Source organism: Streptomyces sp. NPDC058665, from assembly GCF_042714995.1.
Classification (GTDB): domain Bacteria; phylum Actinomycetota; class Actinomycetes; order Streptomycetales; family Streptomycetaceae; genus Streptomyces.
The window spans coordinates 148,267-164,218 of the sequence record NZ_JBHXRX010000008.1 but is presented as its reverse complement, the minus strand read 5'-3'; the positions used below and the strand labels follow the sequence as shown (position 1 = coordinate 164,218).

Annotated in this window: 13 protein-coding genes; 11 read left to right on the top strand and 2 right to left on the bottom strand. The window is 70.2% G+C overall.

Annotated elements, in window-relative coordinates; translation table 11 throughout:
• Positions 1-61 precede the first annotated feature (61 nt).
• The 9 genes from ACFWV8_RS07600 to ACFWV8_RS07560 all read left to right on the top strand — a co-directional run bounded on the left by ACFWV8_RS07600 (position 62) and on the right by ACFWV8_RS07560 (position 10,723).
• Positions 62-1,057, top strand: coding sequence for a substrate-binding domain-containing protein (locus tag ACFWV8_RS07600; protein ID WP_384198844.1), 996 nt, complete (start codon positions 62-64; stop codon positions 1,055-1,057).
• A gap of 110 nt (positions 1,058-1,167) precedes the next feature.
• Positions 1,168-2,229 carry a galactitol-1-phosphate 5-dehydrogenase gene (locus tag ACFWV8_RS07595; protein WP_384198843.1) on the top strand — a complete coding sequence of 354 codons (1,062 nt, stop codon included), beginning with the start codon at positions 1,168-1,170 and terminating at the stop codon, positions 2,227-2,229.
• Entirely contained in the window at positions 2,226-3,737 is a 1,512-nt protein-coding gene (locus tag ACFWV8_RS07590; protein ID WP_384198842.1) for a ribulokinase, read from the top strand. Before ACFWV8_RS07595 ends, ACFWV8_RS07590 begins: the two co-directional genes overlap by 4 nt.
• 25 nt (positions 3,738-3,762) lie before the next feature.
• Positions 3,763-4,722, top strand: coding sequence for a sugar-binding transcriptional regulator (locus ACFWV8_RS07585; protein WP_384198841.1), 960 nt, complete (start codon positions 3,763-3,765; stop codon positions 4,720-4,722).
• Positions 4,723-4,748: 26 nt separating this feature from the next.
• Positions 4,749-6,350, top strand: a complete 1,602-nt coding sequence (locus tag ACFWV8_RS07580) for a sugar ABC transporter ATP-binding protein (RefSeq protein ID WP_384198840.1) — start codon at positions 4,749-4,751, stop codon at positions 6,348-6,350.
• Complete coding sequence (locus ACFWV8_RS07575) at positions 6,347-7,366, top strand: ABC transporter permease (RefSeq protein WP_384198839.1); 1,020 nt, start codon at positions 6,347-6,349, stop codon at positions 7,364-7,366. The genes ACFWV8_RS07580 and ACFWV8_RS07575 overlap by 4 nt, the downstream gene beginning before the upstream one ends.
• Before the next feature lie 43 nt (positions 7,367-7,409).
• Positions 7,410-8,363, top strand: coding sequence for a deoxyribose-phosphate aldolase (gene deoC, locus ACFWV8_RS07570; protein WP_384198866.1), 954 nt, complete (start codon positions 7,410-7,412; stop codon positions 8,361-8,363).
• A gap of 16 nt (positions 8,364-8,379) precedes the next feature.
• A complete protein-coding gene (locus tag ACFWV8_RS07565; protein WP_384198838.1) occupies positions 8,380-9,840 on the top strand; it encodes an aldehyde dehydrogenase family protein in 1,461 nt (486 codons plus the stop codon).
• Positions 9,833-10,723 carry an aldehyde dehydrogenase family protein gene (locus ACFWV8_RS07560; protein WP_384198837.1) on the top strand — a complete coding sequence of 297 codons (891 nt, stop codon included), beginning with the start codon at positions 9,833-9,835 and terminating at the stop codon, positions 10,721-10,723. The genes ACFWV8_RS07565 and ACFWV8_RS07560 overlap by 8 nt, the downstream gene beginning before the upstream one ends.
• 79 nt (positions 10,724-10,802) lie before the next feature.
• Here ACFWV8_RS07560 and ACFWV8_RS07555 read toward each other — a convergent pair whose 3' ends face one another.
• Both ACFWV8_RS07555 and ACFWV8_RS07550 read right to left on the bottom strand, forming a co-directional pair.
• The gene (locus tag ACFWV8_RS07555; RefSeq protein WP_384198836.1) at positions 10,803-11,324 is read right to left on the bottom strand and encodes a GNAT family N-acetyltransferase; all 522 of its coding nucleotides are present in this window, start codon (positions 11,322-11,324) and stop codon (positions 10,803-10,805) included.
• Positions 11,290-12,252 (bottom strand): zinc-dependent alcohol dehydrogenase family protein, encoded by a 963-nt coding sequence (locus ACFWV8_RS07550; protein WP_384198835.1) that lies wholly within the window; start codon positions 12,250-12,252, stop codon positions 11,290-11,292. The genes ACFWV8_RS07555 and ACFWV8_RS07550 overlap by 35 nt, the downstream gene beginning before the upstream one ends.
• 357 nt (positions 12,253-12,609) lie before the next feature.
• On the opposite strand from ACFWV8_RS07550, the gene rox reads away from it, so the two are divergent.
• Both rox and ACFWV8_RS07540 read left to right on the top strand, forming a co-directional pair.
• Entirely contained in the window at positions 12,610-14,034 is a 1,425-nt protein-coding gene (gene rox, locus ACFWV8_RS07545) for a rifampin monooxygenase (protein WP_384198834.1), read from the top strand.
• A 525-nt stretch (positions 14,035-14,559) separates the two neighbouring features.
• Positions 14,560-15,951: an ATP-binding protein gene (locus ACFWV8_RS07540; RefSeq protein WP_384198833.1), complete on the top strand. Its 1,392-nt coding sequence runs from the start codon at positions 14,560-14,562 to the stop codon at positions 15,949-15,951.
• Position 15,952 lies beyond the last annotated feature (1 nt).

The following is a 15,952-nucleotide window of genomic DNA, read 5'->3' as shown; positions in this document are numbered from 1 at the left end:
GTTGCCTGGAGGTTAACGGCCGACCTACTGTCCCTCGCCAGGACCACATCAGGAGGCCCACATGCGTATCAAGCGCATCTTCGGGATCTTTATCGCGACATCCACCCTTGCGTCACTCGCCGCCTGCTCCGTATCCACCACCCCCGGTGGCACCGACGGCGGGAGCGAGAAGGCCACCGGCGACCTGTCCATCGGCTTCAGCCAGGCGACCCAGCAGTCACCGTTCTACGTGCAGCTGCGCACGGGAGCCGAGCAGGCCGCGAAGAAGGCCGGCGCCAAGCTCAACTTCGCCGATGCCGGCGACGACGTGACCAAGCAGAACAACGACATCCAGGACCTGATCACGCGCGGCGTCGACGTGCTGCTGATAAACCCGGTGGACCCCAAGGGCGTCAAGGCGGGTCTGGCCGCCGCGAAGGCCGCGGGCATCCCGGTCGTCACCGTCGACCGTCCGGTGCCATCGGGCGGCGCCGCGTCCCACGTCGGCCGGGACAACAAGGAGATGGGCCGGCTCGTCGGGGAGCAGGTCGCCAAGGCGATGGGCGCCCAGGGCGGCAAGATCCTTGAGATCAAGGGTGACGCGGGTGGCGCGGTCGCCCGTGACCGCAGCGCCGGCTTCCACGAGGCCGTGGCCGGGAACAGCAAGATCAAGATCGTCGCCGGGCCCTACTGCGACTACATCCGTTCCAAGGCCGTCACCGCCACACAGGACCTCCTCCAGACGAACTCCGACGTCAAGGCGGTCTACGCCCACAACGACGACATGGCTCTCGGGGCGCTCCAGGTGCTCAAGGAGAACAACCGCGGCGATGTGATGGTCGCCGGGGTCGACGGCCTGATGGAGGCGGTGAAGTCCATAGCCGCCGACGGTCCGTATGTCGCCACGGCGCTCAACGACCCGATCTCCCTCGGTGGCACCGCCGTACAGACGGCCCTCGATGTCCAGGCGGGCAAGAAGGCCCCCGCGTCCGTCGACGCCGGGACCGGTCTCGTCGACCGGGACAACGCCGCCAAGTACACCGGCTCCACCACGTTCGCCCTCGCGGGCAAGGAATGACACCGAGTCCCACCCCGGCGGCCGGGTCCCACCGCGGCCCCGGCCTCCGCCCCCTTCCCGAACCGGCTTCCGGACCCGTCCCAGGATCCACACGAGAAAGCGACACGAACATGCCGCAGACCATGCGAGCCGCCCTGCTGCACGCCCCGGGCGACATCCGCGTCGAGGAGGTGCCGGTACCGGAACCGGCGCCCCGGGAGGCACTCGTCCGCGTCGCCGCCTGCGGAGTCTGCGGCTCCGACATACCGAGGATGCTGCGGCCCGGCGGCGCGTACCACCTCCCGCTCATCTGCGGCCACGAGTTCTCCGGCCATGTGGTGGCGCTGGGCGCCGAGCTGGCCGCCGCCGGCACGGTCAAGGAGGGCGACCTGGTGGCCGTACCGCCGCTGGTCCCCTGCCGCCGCTGCGCACCCTGCTCCCAGGGCCACTTCAGCCTCTGCGAGGACTACGACTACTTCGGCAGCAGGCGGGCCGGTGCGTACGCCGAGTACGTCGCGGTTCCGGAGGGCAACCTCATGGTCCTGCCCGCCGACCTCGACCCCCGCGCCGCCGCGATGCTCGACCCTGCAGCCATCGCCCTGCACGCCATCTGGCGCACCAAGCTGCGTACCGGACACCGGGTCGCGGTTGTCGGCGCGGGACCGATCGGGCTGTTCGCCGTCCAGTGGGCGCGGCTGGCCGGGGCGAGTGAGGTGCTGTCGATCGATGTGAGCGAGCAGAAGGCGGCGATGGCCCTGGAGGCCGGCGCCACCCACACCGCCACCACGCCCGAGCAGGCCACCGAACTGGCGGGCCCCGGCTACGACGTGATCATCGAGTCCGCCGGCGTACCGGCCACCGCCGACCAGGCCGTCGCCCTCGCCGCCCGGCACGGCCAGGCCGTCTTCATCGGCATTCCGCACGACCCGGTGGTGCTGCCCAAGTCCACGTTCAGCAGCTTCCTGCGCCGCGAGGTCACCCTCCACGGCGCCTGGAACTCCTTCTCCGCGCCCTTCCCCGGCGACGAATGGCGCACCGCCGCGCGCGCCATGGGCGACGGCAGTCTCCGCTGGAAATTTATGATCACTCACGAGCTGGGCCTGGACGACGTCTCGTCCACCCTGCACAGCCTCGGCGATCGCTCCGTGTTCAGCTCCAAGGTTCTCTTCATGCCGAACGGAGACCGGCCATGACGGCATTTCTCGCGATCGACCTGGGCACCGAGAGCGCCCGCGTCGCCGTGTACGGCGCGGGCGGCGCCGTACTGGGGCAGAGCAGGAGCGGCTACCCCACATCCTTCCCGCACCCCGGGTGGGCCGAGCAGGACCCCGAGAGCTGGTGGCGCGCGGTGGTGACCGCCACCAGGGCCGCGCTCGCCGAAGCAGACTCGCCCCCGGTGACCGGGGTCGCGGTCGCCACCACCGCCTCCACCGTCGTCGTACTCGACGGCGAAGGACGGCCGCTGCGCCCCGCACTGCTGTGGATGGACAGCCGCGCCAGCGCCGAATCGGCGCTGACCGCGCGGTCCGGCCACCCTGCCCTGCGGTACGCGGGCGGTTCCGACGCCGTCGAGTTCCTCGTACCCAAGGCCATGTGGCTGGCCAGGAACGAACCGGACACCTACCGCGCCGCCCGGCACATCTCCGAAGCCGTCGACTACCTCGTCTGGCGCCTCACCGGGGAGTGGACGGGCTCGCAGATGAACGCCGTCTGCAAGTGGAACTACGACCCGCACGGCGCCGGACTGCCCGACGACCTCTACGCCGAGTTCGGCGTCCCCGATCTGCGGGACAAGCTCCCCGACCGGATCATCCCGGTCGGCGGCCCCGTCGCCGGGGTGCGGCAGGAAGCCCGCGAGGAACTCGGCATCACCGGAAAGGCCGTGGTCTGCGCCGGGGGCATCGATGCCCATCTGTCGCTCCTCGCCGTGGGAGGCGCCAGGCCCGGCCGGGTGTCGGTCGTCTGCGGCACCTCGACCGCCTTCGTCACCGAGATCGACGAGCCGGTCTTCCCGCCCACCGTCTGGGGCCCCTATCCGGACGCCCTCAACGCCGGGCACTGGCTGGTCGAGGGCGGACAGGTCACCTCGGGATCCGTCCTGACCTGGGTCGGTGAGCAGCTGCTGGGCCGGCCCCGCGCCGAACTGGCCGGACTGATCGAGGAAGCCTCGGCCCTGCCGCCCCGTCGACACGGCCTCATGGTCCTCGACTACTTCATGGGCAACCGCACCCCGCTGCGCGACCCCCGGCTGCGCGGAGCGGTGCTCGGGCTGACCGTCGGCACCCGCCCCGAGGGGGTCTACCGGGCCGCGGTCGAAGGGGTCGCCTACGGCACCCGGCAGGTGCTCGACTCCTTCATCGACGGGGGTGTCCCGGTCGACGAGGTGTTCGTCTCCGGCGGAATCCGGCACAACCCGCTGTGGCTGCGGACCACGGCCGATGTACTCGGCCGCCCGCTGCGCCTGGTCGCCGAGGACAACCTGACCCTGCGGGCCTGCGCGGTCGCCGCCGCCGTCGGCTCGGGCGAGGCGGCCTCGCTGACCGAGGCGGCGGCGGGCTTCGCCCCCGAGGTACGGCTGGTCGAGCCTGACCCCACCCACCACGACACCTTCGAAGAGGGCTACGCGGACTACCGCGCCGCCACCGAAGCCACCCGCACGATCGCCCACCGGCTCAGCGCGCCGGACCGCGGGCACAGCTGACCGGGCAGCGGACGAGGAGCGCCGGATGACCAACATCGAGGACGAAGCCCTGCTCTACCAGGTCGCCTCCATGTACTACGAGCAGAACAGGACTCAGGAGCAGATCGGGGAGGAACTGCACTTCACCCGCTGGAAGGTCGGCCGTCTCCTCGCCGAGGCCCGGCAGGCGGGGATCGTACGGATCGAGGTCGTCCACCCCAAGGCGCGGGTGCGCGCACTGGAGGAGCGGCTGCGGGAGGTCTTCGGGCTGCGCGACGCCGTCGTGGTCACGGCCGACCGTACGGACGACGAGGAGGGACTGCGCGCGCGGGTGGCTGAGGCCGGGGCGGACTACCTCGCCAGGCTCAAGCCCTCGGTACTGGGCGTGTCCTGGGGCCGCACGATGGACCTGCTCGCGGCCAGCCTCCACTCGGGCTGGGCGAAGGACGTCCACGTCGTACAGATCAACGGCGGGCTCAGCCGCTCCCGCACGCCTACCTCCGCGCAAGACATGGCCAGCCGGATCGCGCACTCCGCCCAGGGCACGCTCAGCGTCCTGCCCGTTCCGTCCATCGTGGAACAGGAGGCGACCCGGCGGCTCCTGGAGGGGGACAGCGCGGTCGCCGACGTCCTCACCCAGGCCGCCGCCGCTGACACCGTCCTGTTCAGCCCCGGTGGTGTCGGCGCCGACTCCGTACTCGTCAGCTCCGGCTATCTCACCGCCGACGACCTGGGGAAGCTCGCCGAGGCAGGAGCCGTCGGCGATGTCGCGGGACGCTTCATCGACGCGCGGGGTGCCATCGTCGACCGGTCGCTGGACGACCGCACCCTCGGTCTCCCGCTGGAACACCTGCGCCACAGCGCCGTGTCGGTGGCCGTGGTCTCCGGCAGCGCCAAACACGCGGTGTGCGCGGCCGTGGTCTCCAGCGGGCTGTGCAACACCCTCGTCACCGACCACCACACCGCGTCCCATCTGCTCAACCCGCAGCCGAGCGACGAGCTGTGAGTGCGCACAGCAGGAAGGGAGGGGCCATGAGCCCTCAGGAAACCGACCGCCGGGGAACCGACAGCGAGGGACCCGGCCGCGAGGGAACGCCCCGCCGGGGAACCGACCCCGAGATACCCCGGCTGACGATGCGCGGCATCGTCAAGCGCTTCCCCGGCACCCTCGCCAACGACGGGGCCGAACTGATCGTGCGCGCGGGAGAGACGCACTGCCTGCTCGGCGAGAACGGCGCGGGCAAGAGCACCCTGATGAAGATCCTGGCCGGCTCCTACCGGCCGGACGAGGGCGAGATCCTCCTCGACGGTGAACCCGCCGTGCTCACCAGCCCGCAGGCCGGCCTGGCCGCGGGGATCGCCGTCATCTACCAGGAACTGGACCTCGTACCCGACCTGACCGTCGCCCAGAATCTCCTCCTCGGCCACGCGCCGTCCACGGGCCCGGTCATCCGTCGCAGAGAACGCGCCGAGCTCGCCCGCGCCGCCGTGGCCCGGGTCGGCGGGGACTTCTCCGTCCACACCCTCGTCCGCGATCTGCCCATCGCCGCACAACAGCTCACCGCGGTCGCCAAGGCACTCACCTCCGACGCACGCCTCATCGTCATGGACGAGCCGTCCGCGACCCTCGGCGAGAGCGACCTGCGCAAGGTGTTCGAAGTGATCCGCTCGCTCACCGCGCAGGGCCGCTCCGTCATCTACATCTCGCACCGCCTGGACGAGGTCATGGAGATCGGGGACCGCGCCACGGTGATGCGCGACGGCCGGTCGGTCGCCGTCCGGGACCTCGCCACCACCACCGTCGGCCAGTTGGTCGACGACATGATCGGCGAGGCCAGGGAACTCGTCCGCCCCACCGAGCGGGCCCGGCCCCAGACACCGCCGATGCTGGAGATCCACCGCGTGCACAGCCCCGGGCTGATCGACATCGCCGGCGTCGAGGTGCGGGCGGGCGAGATCGTGGGGCTCGCGGGGCTGGGCGGCGCCGGCCGTACGACCCTGCTCAAGGCGCTGTTCGGCGACGCGCCGGCCACTGTCTCCGTCACCCTGGAAGGCGCCGCGGTACGGCTGGGCAGCCCCGCGGCGGCGGTACGGGCCGGACTCGCCCTGGTGCCGGAGAGCCGCAAGGAACAAGGGCTGATGCCGGGTCTGTCCGTCGGCCGCAACGCCGCTGTCACCGCGCTCGGCCGCCGGCCCTGGCTGCTGCCCCACCGCGTCGGCCGCAGGCTGTCCGCACCGGTCCTCACCGGCCTCGGGGTGCGCTGCTCCTCGCCCGACCAACTGGTGGGCGAGCTGTCCGGCGGCAATCAGCAGAAGGTTGTGCTCGCCAAATGGATCACCAAGGGCGGGATACGTGTCCTGCTGCTCGACGAGCCCACCCGCGGCCTGGACGTGGGGGCCAAGGCCGACCTCTACCGGCAGGTGCGCCACCTCGCCGACCAGGGCGTGGCGGTGCTCCTGGCCAGCAGTGAGCTGAGCGAACTGACCGCCAACGCCGACCGTGTCTGGGTGTTGCACGAAGGCCGCAACGTGGCCTGCTTCGATCCGCGCACGACCGACGAGAACACCATCGCGCACACCGTCATCACCGGAGTCACACCTACCGGAGTCACACCGACTGGAGCACCCTCATGAGCACATCCACCACGGTGGCCGACACCGAAGAGGCCCCCGACGACCGGGGCCTGCGGACCGCGTCCACCCGGCGGCGCGGCCTGGACCTCGTCGTCAAGTTCAATCTGGTGCTGGTCTTCCTGGCCCTGTGTGTGGTCGCGAGTCTGCTCGCCCCGGAGTTCCTGACCACCCGCAACATGTCCAACCTGCTTCAGCAGTCGGCGCTGACCGGCATCGTCGCCATCGGGATGACCATGGTCATCCTCACCGCAGGGATCGATCTCTCGGTGGGCAGCGTCGCCGCCTTCGGCGGGATGACCGTCGCCCTGCTGATCGACAAGGACATCAACTTCGTGCTGGCCATCGCCGCCAGCCTCGCCGCCGGTGCCCTGTTCGGCGCGCTCATGGGCGGGCTCTCCGCCTATCTGTCGCTGCCCGCCTTCATGACCACCCTCGCCGGACTGACGGCCATCCGCGGACTGACCTATCTGCTGACGGACGGCGAGCCCGCAGGCGGCGACATCCCGCACTCCTTCCAGCTCCTGGGCGGCGGATTCATCGGTCACATACCGATCGTCGGTCTCATCTTCGTGGCGGTCACCGTCGTCGCCGGACTGGTCCTGCGCGGCACCACGTTCGGCGAGTACGTCTACGCCGTCGGCAGCAACAAGGAAGCCGCCCGGCTCTCGGGTCTGCCGGTACGGGGCGTGATCACCGCGGTCTTCGCCATCTCCGGCACGCTGTCCGCCCTGGCGGGGGTGCTGCTGACCTCCCGGCTCACCATCGGCCAGCCGACCGCGTTCAGCGGTCTCGAACTCGACGCCATCGCGGCGGTCGTACTCGGCGGCACCAATCTCTTCGGCGGGCGCGGCGGGGTGATGGGCACCTTCGTCGCCGTGCTGCTGCTGTCGGTGCTGCGCAACCTCTGCAATCTGATGGGCCTGGGCTCGTTCTTCCAGATGGTCGTCACCGGTCTGATCCTCGTGGTCGCGCTCGTCCTCAACATGCTCATAGAGAAGCGAGGCTCCCGTGCCTGACACCGCCGCCGTCCCCGCCCCGACCTCCCTCGCGGCCTCCTCCGTGGCCTCCGCCGCGGCCTCTTCCGCGACCAGCAACGCCGAGCTGCGCGCCTTCCTGCACGGACTGCCCGGCGTCGACGAGGCCGGTGTCCACGCCCGCGTGGCCGACCTGGCCACCCGCTCGGTCAAGACCACCGCCAAGGCGCACGCCATCGACCTGGCCATCCGCATGGTCGACCTGACCACGCTGGAAGGCTCCGACACCCCCGGCAAGGTACGGGCCCTGTGCGCCAAGGCGCTGCTGCCCGACCCCGCCGACCGTACGGTCCCCCCGGTGGCCGCCGTCTGCGTCTATCCGGACCTCGTGCCCGTCGCCGTACAGGCCCTGCGTAACACCCCGGTCGGCGTCGCCTCGGTGGCCACTTCCTTCCCCGCGGGCCGCGCGCCGCTGGACGCCAGGCTTCTCGACACCCGTCACGCCGTGGCCGACGGGGCGACCGAGATCGACATGGTGATCGACCGGGGTGCCTTCCTCGCCGGTGACTACCGCAAGGTCTACGACGAGATCGTCGCCGTCAAGAAGGTCTGCGCCCGCCCGCACGGCGAGCCGGCCCATCTGAAGGTGATCCTCGAAACCGGCGAGCTGCCCGGCTACGACGCCGTACGCCGCGCCTCGTGGCTCGCCATGCGCGCCGGCGCCGACTTCATCAAGACGTCCACCGGCAAGGTGTCGCCCGCCGCCACCCCGGCCGTCACTCTGGTCATGCTCCAGGCGGTACGCGACTTCCGCGCCGAGACGGGCCGTCAGGTCGGTGTGAAACCCGCCGGAGGCATCCGCACCACCAAGGACGCGCTGCGCAACCTCGTGATGGTCGCCGAAACCGCGGGGTCCGACTGGCTCGACCCCCGCTGGTTCCGTATCGGTGCCTCCAGTCTGCTCAACGACCTGCTGATGCAGCGGGCGAAACTGACGACCGGCACATACCCCGGTCCCGACTACTACTCCGTGGACTGAAAGGGACCAGGCACGCATGTCCGAAAGCACGCTCAGCACACTCGGTACGTTCGACTACGCACCCGCGCCCGAATCGAGGGCCGTGGTCTCCCTGCGGCCCGCGTACGGGCTCTTCATCGACGGAGAGTTCACCGAACCCGGTGACCACACCCTGGCCACCGTCAACCCCGCCGACGAGGAAGTCCTCGCCGAAGTGACCACGGCCACCGACGAGGACGTGGACCGCGCGGTCGCGGCGGCCCGCCGCGCCTTCGACGGCGTCTGGTCCAGGACCAGCCCCTCCGAACGCGGCAAGTACCTCTACCGGATCAGCAGGATCATCCAGGACCGCGCACGCGAACTCGCCGTCCTGGAGTCCCTCGACAACGGCAAACCCATCAAGGAGAGCCGGGACTTCGACATCCCGACGGCCGCCGCCCACTTCTTCTACTACGCGGGCTGGGCCGACAAGCTGTCCTTCGCCGTACCGGGCGCGCCCCGGCCCCGGCCGCTCGGCGTCGCCGCGCAGGTCATTCCGTGGAACTTCCCGCTGCTGATGCTCGCGTGGAAGATCGCCCCGGCGCTCGCGGCCGGGAACACCGTCGTGCTCAAGCCCGCCGAGACCACACCGCTGACCGCTCTGGTCTTCGCGGAGATCTGTCAGCAGGCCGGCCTGCCGCCCGGTGTCGTCAATGTCGTCACGGGCGCGGGCGCCACCGGCCGTGCCCTCGTCGCGCACCCCGGCATCGACAAGGTCGCCTTCACCGGCTCCACCGACGTCGGCAGGGAGATCGCCCGCACCGTCGCGGGGACCTCCAAGCGGGTCACCCTCGAACTCGGCGGCAAGGGCGCCAACATCGTCTACGAGGACGCCGCCGTCGACCAGGCCGTCGAGGGCATCGTCACCGGGATCTTCTTCAACCAGGGGCATGTCTGCTGCGCGGGCTCCCGGCTGCTGGTTCAGGAGTCCGTCGCCGACGAGATCCTGCACCGGCTCAAGGAACGCGTCGCCCGGCTGCGCCTCGGCGACCCGCTGGACAAGAACACCGACATCGGCGCCGTCAACTCCGCCGCCCAGCTCGCCCGTATCCAGGACCTCGCGCGGGCCGGCCGGGAGGAGGGCGGTGAGGGCTGGTCCCCGGACTGTCAACTGCCCTCCAGGGGCTACTGGTTCGCCCCGACCATCTTCACCGGTGTCACCCAGGCGCACCGGATCGCCCGCGAGGAGATCTTCGGCCCGGTGCTGTCCGTGCTGACGTTCCGCACCCCCGAGGAGGCCGTCCAGAAGGCGAACAACACCCCGTACGGGCTGTCCGCCGGTGTCTGGACGGAGAAGGGCAGCCGGATGCTGTGGACGGCGAACCGGCTGCGCGCCGGGGTGATCTGGGCGAACACCTTCAACACATTCGATCCCGCCAGCCCCTTCGGCGGCTACCGCGAGTCCGGTTACGGCCGCGAGGGCGGACGGCACGGACTGGAGGCGTACCTCAATGGATGAATCCGTCACCGCACCCGAGGCGGCGGCCCCGCGGCTGCCGGTGCACAAAACCTACAAGCTCTATGTGGGCGGCGCCTTTCCCCGCTCCGAGTCGGGCAGGAGTATCCGCGTGACCTCAGCCCGGGGCGAACACCTGGCCCACGCCGCGCTGGCCTCACGGAAGGACGCCAGGGACGCGGTCGTCGCGGCCCGCGGGGCGTTCGGTCCGTGGGCCGCCCGGTCCGCCTACAACCGGGGCCAGATCCTCTACCGGATCGCCGAGATGATGGAGGGCCGCCGCGCCCACTTCGTCCAGGACACCGTCGACGCCCAGGGCGTCGGCCGCGCCGAGGCGGGGGACATCGTCTCGGCGGCGATCGACCGCTGGGTGTACTACGCGGGCTGGACCGACAAGATCGCCCAGGTCCTGGGCACCGGCAACCCGGTCTCCGGGCCGTACGAGAACAACTCCGCTCCCGAGCCGACCGGTGTCGTCGCCGTCCTCGCCCCGCAGGACGCGCCGCTGCTCGGACTGGTCGCGGTCGTCGCACCGGTGATCGCGGCCGGGAACACCGCGGTCGTGATCGCGAGCGAACGCGCCCCGCTGCCCGCCGTCACCCTGGCCGAGGCGCTGGCCACCTCCGATCTGCCGGGCGGGGTGGTCAACATCCTCACCGGCAGGACGGCCGAACTGGCCACACCACTGGCGGCGCACGCCGACGTCAACGCGCTCGACCTGGCCGGGGCGGGAGAACTCGCCACGGACTTGGAGACGGCGGCGGCAACCACCCTCACCCGGGTCCTGCGCCCGGCACCATCCCCCGACTGGACCACGCTACCGGGACTGACCCGCATCACACCGTTCCTGGAGACGAAGACCGTCTGGCAGCCGGCGGGGCGGTAGGGGTGCCGGCACACATCTCGGCGACGGGGGTGCCGAGATGTGTGCCGCCGGCAGGAGACGTCGGCCTCCGTGGCGTTGGTCAGCCCGGTCGGCGGAAGTCCAGCATGCAGAAGACCTTGTCGTAGCGGTCTTCGCCGACCGCGACGAAGTCGGTGAGGCGGCCGTATTCGGTGAAACCCAGCGACCCGTAGAGGTGCAGTGCACCGGTGTTGTCGCCTCGGGCGTCCAGGGTGAGGACCTCGATACCCGCGTCCCGGGCGTCAGCGATCAACGCGGCGGTAAGCGCCCGGCCGACACCGCGACCATGCGCCCCGGCATCGACCGCGATCTTCTCCAGATCGGCGTGTGGCCGATGGGTCGGCCGGGCGCAGCGAAGCCAGTACCCCAGCCCCACGAGCCATCGGTCGAGGTAGGCGGCACGCAGGGCCGCGTCCCCGGCCCGCGCCTCGGAGACGACATGGCGGAGAAGTTCCGCCACCTCGTCCCGCGACGGCGGCTCGGCCCAGCCCAGCGCGGGGAGTCCCTCCCGGTTTCGGATGCGGACAGTGCTGGGCAATCGCGACGGGTCAGGGCCTGAGCACGATCCGGCCGAAGACTTCACCGGCGTCCATCTTCCGGTGGGCCAGGACGAATTGGTCCAGCGAGAGCACCTCGTGCACCACCGCGGTGAGTTCGCCGCGGACCACTGCGGCGAACTGCTCGCCGCGTACGGCCCATAGATCCGCCGTGCCGACCGTGGCCGCGCTGAAGGTGGCGAACGACATCGACTTCTGGAACCGAGCCATCAGCGTCGTTCCGAAGTCCGCGGGCGGCTGACCTCCCACGGCTCCGACGGCGACCATGCGCCCGTTGGGATTGAGCAGGTCGAAGAACGACGGCAGGTCGTCGCCGGCCACCACGTCGAAGACCACGTCGTAGCCCGCCGGGGAGTCGGGGCCACCGCGGCCCGAGCGGTCCAGCACGTGCGTGGCGCCCAGTTGGCGCAGGCGTTCTCCGCGCTCGGCCGACGACGTGGTCACCGCCACCGCGGACGCGCCCTCGCGGACCGCCAGTTGCACCGCCATGACCCCGACGCTGCCGGCCGCCCCGCGTACCAGCACCGCCTCGCCCGGGGCGAAGTGGGCGTGCGCCAGGCCGAAATGGGCTACGGCCCCGGAGCTGCCGACCGTGACCGAATCGACCGGCGACAGTCCCTCGGGCAGCGGCAGCACCTGCTCGACCGGTACGCACGCCTGCTCGACATAACCTCCTCCCATACCTGTGAAGGCCCACACCCGCCGCCCGACCCAGGACCGGTCAACCCCCTCTCCGACGGCCGTGACCCTGCCTGCCACCTCACTGCCCGGGACGAACCCCTCCTTGAACCCGTAAGCGGCCAGGGCCCCGCTCCGGATCAGCACGTCCGCACCGGCGACCCCCACCGCCTCAACAGCGATCAGAACCTCGCTTTCGGCGGGGACGGGTGTCGGCAGATCAACCAGGGCCAGTCCTTCAGGATCTCCAAAGGTCCGGATCTCTACGGCCTTCACGGGTACGTACCTCCACGGAGCTCGATGTCTCCCGCATGCGTGGCTGTTACGGCTGCACATCACGCACACGGCATGTGACCTGGGCCGACGCTAGTGGACGCCCCCGTCCGTTTAGCCGAAGTAAGAGCATGCCGCGGAATTTGCCTCACTCCCGGCCGCCGGACCAGCTCCGAAAAGGATTGGACCGGTTGACGCCCCGGCTCGTAACCTGCGGTCGACCGCGACACCGCCCGAGGAGGTGAGACCCATGAACGCAGTATCGACGTGGGCGCTCCCCGTTCCCGTCACGGCCGGCGATTGACGTAGGTGTCGCCGGGAGCGCCTCGACAAATAGGCACTCCCGAAAGGCAACACCTCATGTTCGACGTGATAATCGCCGGGTGCGGGCCCACCGGCGCGATGCTGGCCGCCGAGCTGCGGCTGCACGATGTGCGGGTACTCGTTCTGGAGAAGGAAACCGAGCCCGTGTCGTTCGTCCGTATCGTCGGGCTGCACATTCGCAGTCTCGAACTGATGGCAATGCGCGGACTGCTGGACCGCGTTCGCGCACACGGAAGGCAGCGGCCGGCCGGCGGATTCTTCGCCGGTATCGGCAAACCCGCCCCCCAGGGCCTGGATTCCGCGCACGCCTATCTGCTGGGCATCCCGCAGCCGGTCATCGTTCGCCTGCTCGAAGAGCACGCGACCCAACTGGGTGCGCGGGTGCGGCGCGGTTGTGCGGTGGCCGGTTTCAAGCAGGACGACGAGGGCGTGACCGTCCAGCTCGCCGACGGCGAGCAGTTGCGTTCGCGCTACCTCGTCGGCTGCGACGGCGCGCGCAGTACGGTACGCAAACTGCTCGGCGTCGGCTTCCCCGGTGAGCCCTCGCGGGCCGAGACGCTGATGGGCGAGATGGAAGTGGGTGTGCCGCAGGCGGAGATCGCCGCCAAGGTGGCCGAAATCGGCGGGACCGACAGGCGATTCTCGCTCAGGCCCTTCGGTGAAGGGGCATACAGCGTCGTGGTCCCCGCCGCGGGAGTCAGTGATCGCGCGGAGCCACCCACCCTCGATGACTTCAAACAACAGCTGCGCACCGTCGCCGGAACCGATTTCGGTGTGCACTCCCCGCGCTGGCTGTCCCGCTTCGGGGATGCCACCCGGCTGGCCGAACGCTATCGGGTCGGGCGGGTGCTGCTGGCCGGCGACGCGGCGCACATCCATCCGCCCACCGGCGGACAGGGCCTCAACCTCGGCGTTCAGGACGCGTTCAACCTCGGCTGGAAACTGGCCGCGCAGATCCGCGGCTGGGCGCCGGAAACACTGCTGGACACCTATCAGGCCGAACGCCGTCCCGTCGCCGATGACGTGCTGGACAACACCCGCGCCCAGATGGAACTGCACTCCGCCGAACCGGGCGCGCGGGCACTGCGCAGACTGCTCACCGAACTGATGGACTTCGACGAGGTGAACCGCCATCTCATCGAGAAGATCACCGCGATCGGTATCCGCTACGACTTCGGTGAGGGCCCCGACCTGCTCGGCCGCCGCCTGCGCGACATCGGTGTGGAGCAGGGCCACCTCTACGGTCTGCTGCATCGCGGCCGCAGCCTGCTGCTCGACCGCACCGAACGCCTGACCGTCGGCGGCTGGTCGGACCGGGTCGATCACCTCGCGGACGCCACCGCGGCACTGGATGTTCCGTGCGTCCTGCTACGTCCCGACGGCCACGTCGCCTGGATCGGCGACGATCAGCGGGACCTGGAAGACCACCTCTCCCGCTGGTTCGGCAAGCCCGCCAATTGATCCGGGACGTGATCGGCTCGCGACAGACGGTTGATCCATTCTTGGCCCGTTTTATCCCCGCGTGATCATTACAGCCCGGCCACTCGCGCTGAAAGTTGGAGGTCAACTCCCTTAAGCTGGCAAAGCTTTGGCGTGATCCCTCACCGAGGTACGGCTGCGATGGCGGACGCCCTTGTGTCTTCCGCCGTCCGCCGTGGAGTCTCGATCATGAACCTGGGCAATCGTGACCGGTCCGGGCATCGCGCGTCGCGGGCGACATCTGTGACGTGCGGAGAAGGGAGACTTGCTGTGCACCGGATGGATGATCTCCTCCGTAAGGTCTCCCGTGGAGCCGCCATGGATCGGCGGGCCTCCCTCCTCGTTCAGGCGGACTCACGACTCCGATGCTTTCAACCATCCCCAATAGTCGGCGCCTTGACACGCCACGCCTGCGGCACTGTTCGACGTGACCACCCCACGGGCGGGAGCGCCGACAGCGTCGCTCCCCCGCCCATTCCCCCCTCGAACCCCTAGGACCCTTCTTCCGTGACCTCTCCCTCAGAACCCGCCGTTGTGCTCGGCGCCGTGACGGTCGTCATGGCGGCCGTCGCACTGCTGCTGGCGCTCTCACGTCGCAAACAGGTGCGACGGTGCAGAGAAATGGACGCAGCCCTGAAGAGCGCCGAGGCTCGTACGCGCTCCGCCGAATCCCGCACGGATGACGCGGAGGCCCGCGAGGAGCGGTTCCGCGCCGAGGTGAGTCATCTCGTCTCGGCCCGGCTTCCGGCCCTCAAACTCAACCTGATCAGCTCTCACCACCCGGTCCCCGGGCTGCTCCACGAGAAGACGGCGGGGCCCGAGGACGCGGAACTCCTCGACTCCGTACTGACCAAGGTTTCTGAGATCGTCCTGACCGAGCGCCGCCGCGTCGACGCCGCCGCCAGGGCCGCCCTGCGCGGCGCGAGCCAGGACTCGCAGGCGTTGTCGTACCGCCTCCAGTCGGAACTCGACGCGTTGCAGAGGGAGTTCACGGGGTCGCGGCAGCTGACGCACCGTATGCTCGCCGCCGACCATCTCAACGAACAGAATCTGCGGCTCATCCAGCGGACCGCCATCGTCTGCGGGGCGTGGCCGGGGCACGTCCGCAAGGACACGTACGTGGCCGAGCTCGTCACGGGTGCCTCTTCCCGGCTGCGCGGCTTCGACCGGATAAAGATCAACTCGCGAATAGCCTCCAACGTCGGGATCGTCGGACGTGCCGCCGAGCCGGTCGCCGTGGCGTGCGCGGAGCTGATGGCCAACGCGCTGGAGCACTCCCGTGACGACCTCGCGGTGGATGTCAGCCTGATCCAGACCGGAAACGGCAACGTCAGCATCACGGTCGACGACGCGGGCAAGGGCATGACCGCGGAAGCGGCGGCGCGGGGTGTACGGCTGGTATCGGCCGACAGCCAGGACGTCATGCTCACCGAGCTGGGCGACCCGCCGTCCCAGGGTTTCGTCGCCATCGGCCGGCTCGTCGCCGACTACGGCTTTCATGTCTCCGTCGACAATCCGTCTCCCTATGGCGGTGTACGCGCTGTGGTGACCATTCCCCCGAACCTTCTGGCCTCGATCGACGAGGAGGCCGAGCCGCCGTCCGCGATGGCTCCTCAGGCGGCCGTGGCGCCGAAGGCGGAGCGGCGGCCCTCCGCGGCGACCGAAACCGCCACCGCGACCGAAACCCCGGCCGACGAGGAGAAGTCGCGTGCCACCGCGCCGGACGGTGCGGACGGTCTGCCACAGCGTCGCCGCCGCGGGCCCGCGGCAACCGCCGGCGGTCTCACCGTTCCCTCGTACCGTGCCCCGGACCCGGAGCGGTCTCGCAAGGCCTGGAGTGAGTTCCAGGACGGCCTCGAAGGTGGCCGAACCGATTCTGATTCGGAGGAAACACAGTGAC

What these genes read in the sequence shown, in the direction of transcription:
- ACFWV8_RS07575 (WP_384198839.1), top strand. Translation starts at nt 6,347, where the DNA reads ATGAGCACATCCACCACGGTGGCCGACACCGAAGAGGCCCCCGACGAC.
- rox (WP_384198834.1), top strand. Translation starts at nt 12,610, where the DNA reads ATGTTCGACGTGATAATCGCCGGGTGCGGGCCCACCGGCGCGATGCTG.
- ACFWV8_RS07585 (WP_384198841.1), top strand. Translation starts at nt 3,763, where the DNA reads ATGACCAACATCGAGGACGAAGCCCTGCTCTACCAGGTCGCCTCCATG.
- ACFWV8_RS07600 (WP_384198844.1), top strand. Translation starts at nt 62, where the DNA reads ATGCGTATCAAGCGCATCTTCGGGATCTTTATCGCGACATCCACCCTT.
- ACFWV8_RS07560 (WP_384198837.1), top strand. Translation starts at nt 9,833, where the DNA reads ATGGATGAATCCGTCACCGCACCCGAGGCGGCGGCCCCGCGGCTGCCG.
- ACFWV8_RS07590 (WP_384198842.1), top strand. Translation starts at nt 2,226, where the DNA reads ATGACGGCATTTCTCGCGATCGACCTGGGCACCGAGAGCGCCCGCGTC.
- ACFWV8_RS07565 (WP_384198838.1), top strand. Translation starts at nt 8,380, where the DNA reads ATGTCCGAAAGCACGCTCAGCACACTCGGTACGTTCGACTACGCACCC.
- ACFWV8_RS07595 (WP_384198843.1), top strand. Translation starts at nt 1,168, where the DNA reads ATGCCGCAGACCATGCGAGCCGCCCTGCTGCACGCCCCGGGCGACATC.
- ACFWV8_RS07580 (WP_384198840.1), top strand. Translation starts at nt 4,749, where the DNA reads ATGAGCCCTCAGGAAACCGACCGCCGGGGAACCGACAGCGAGGGACCC.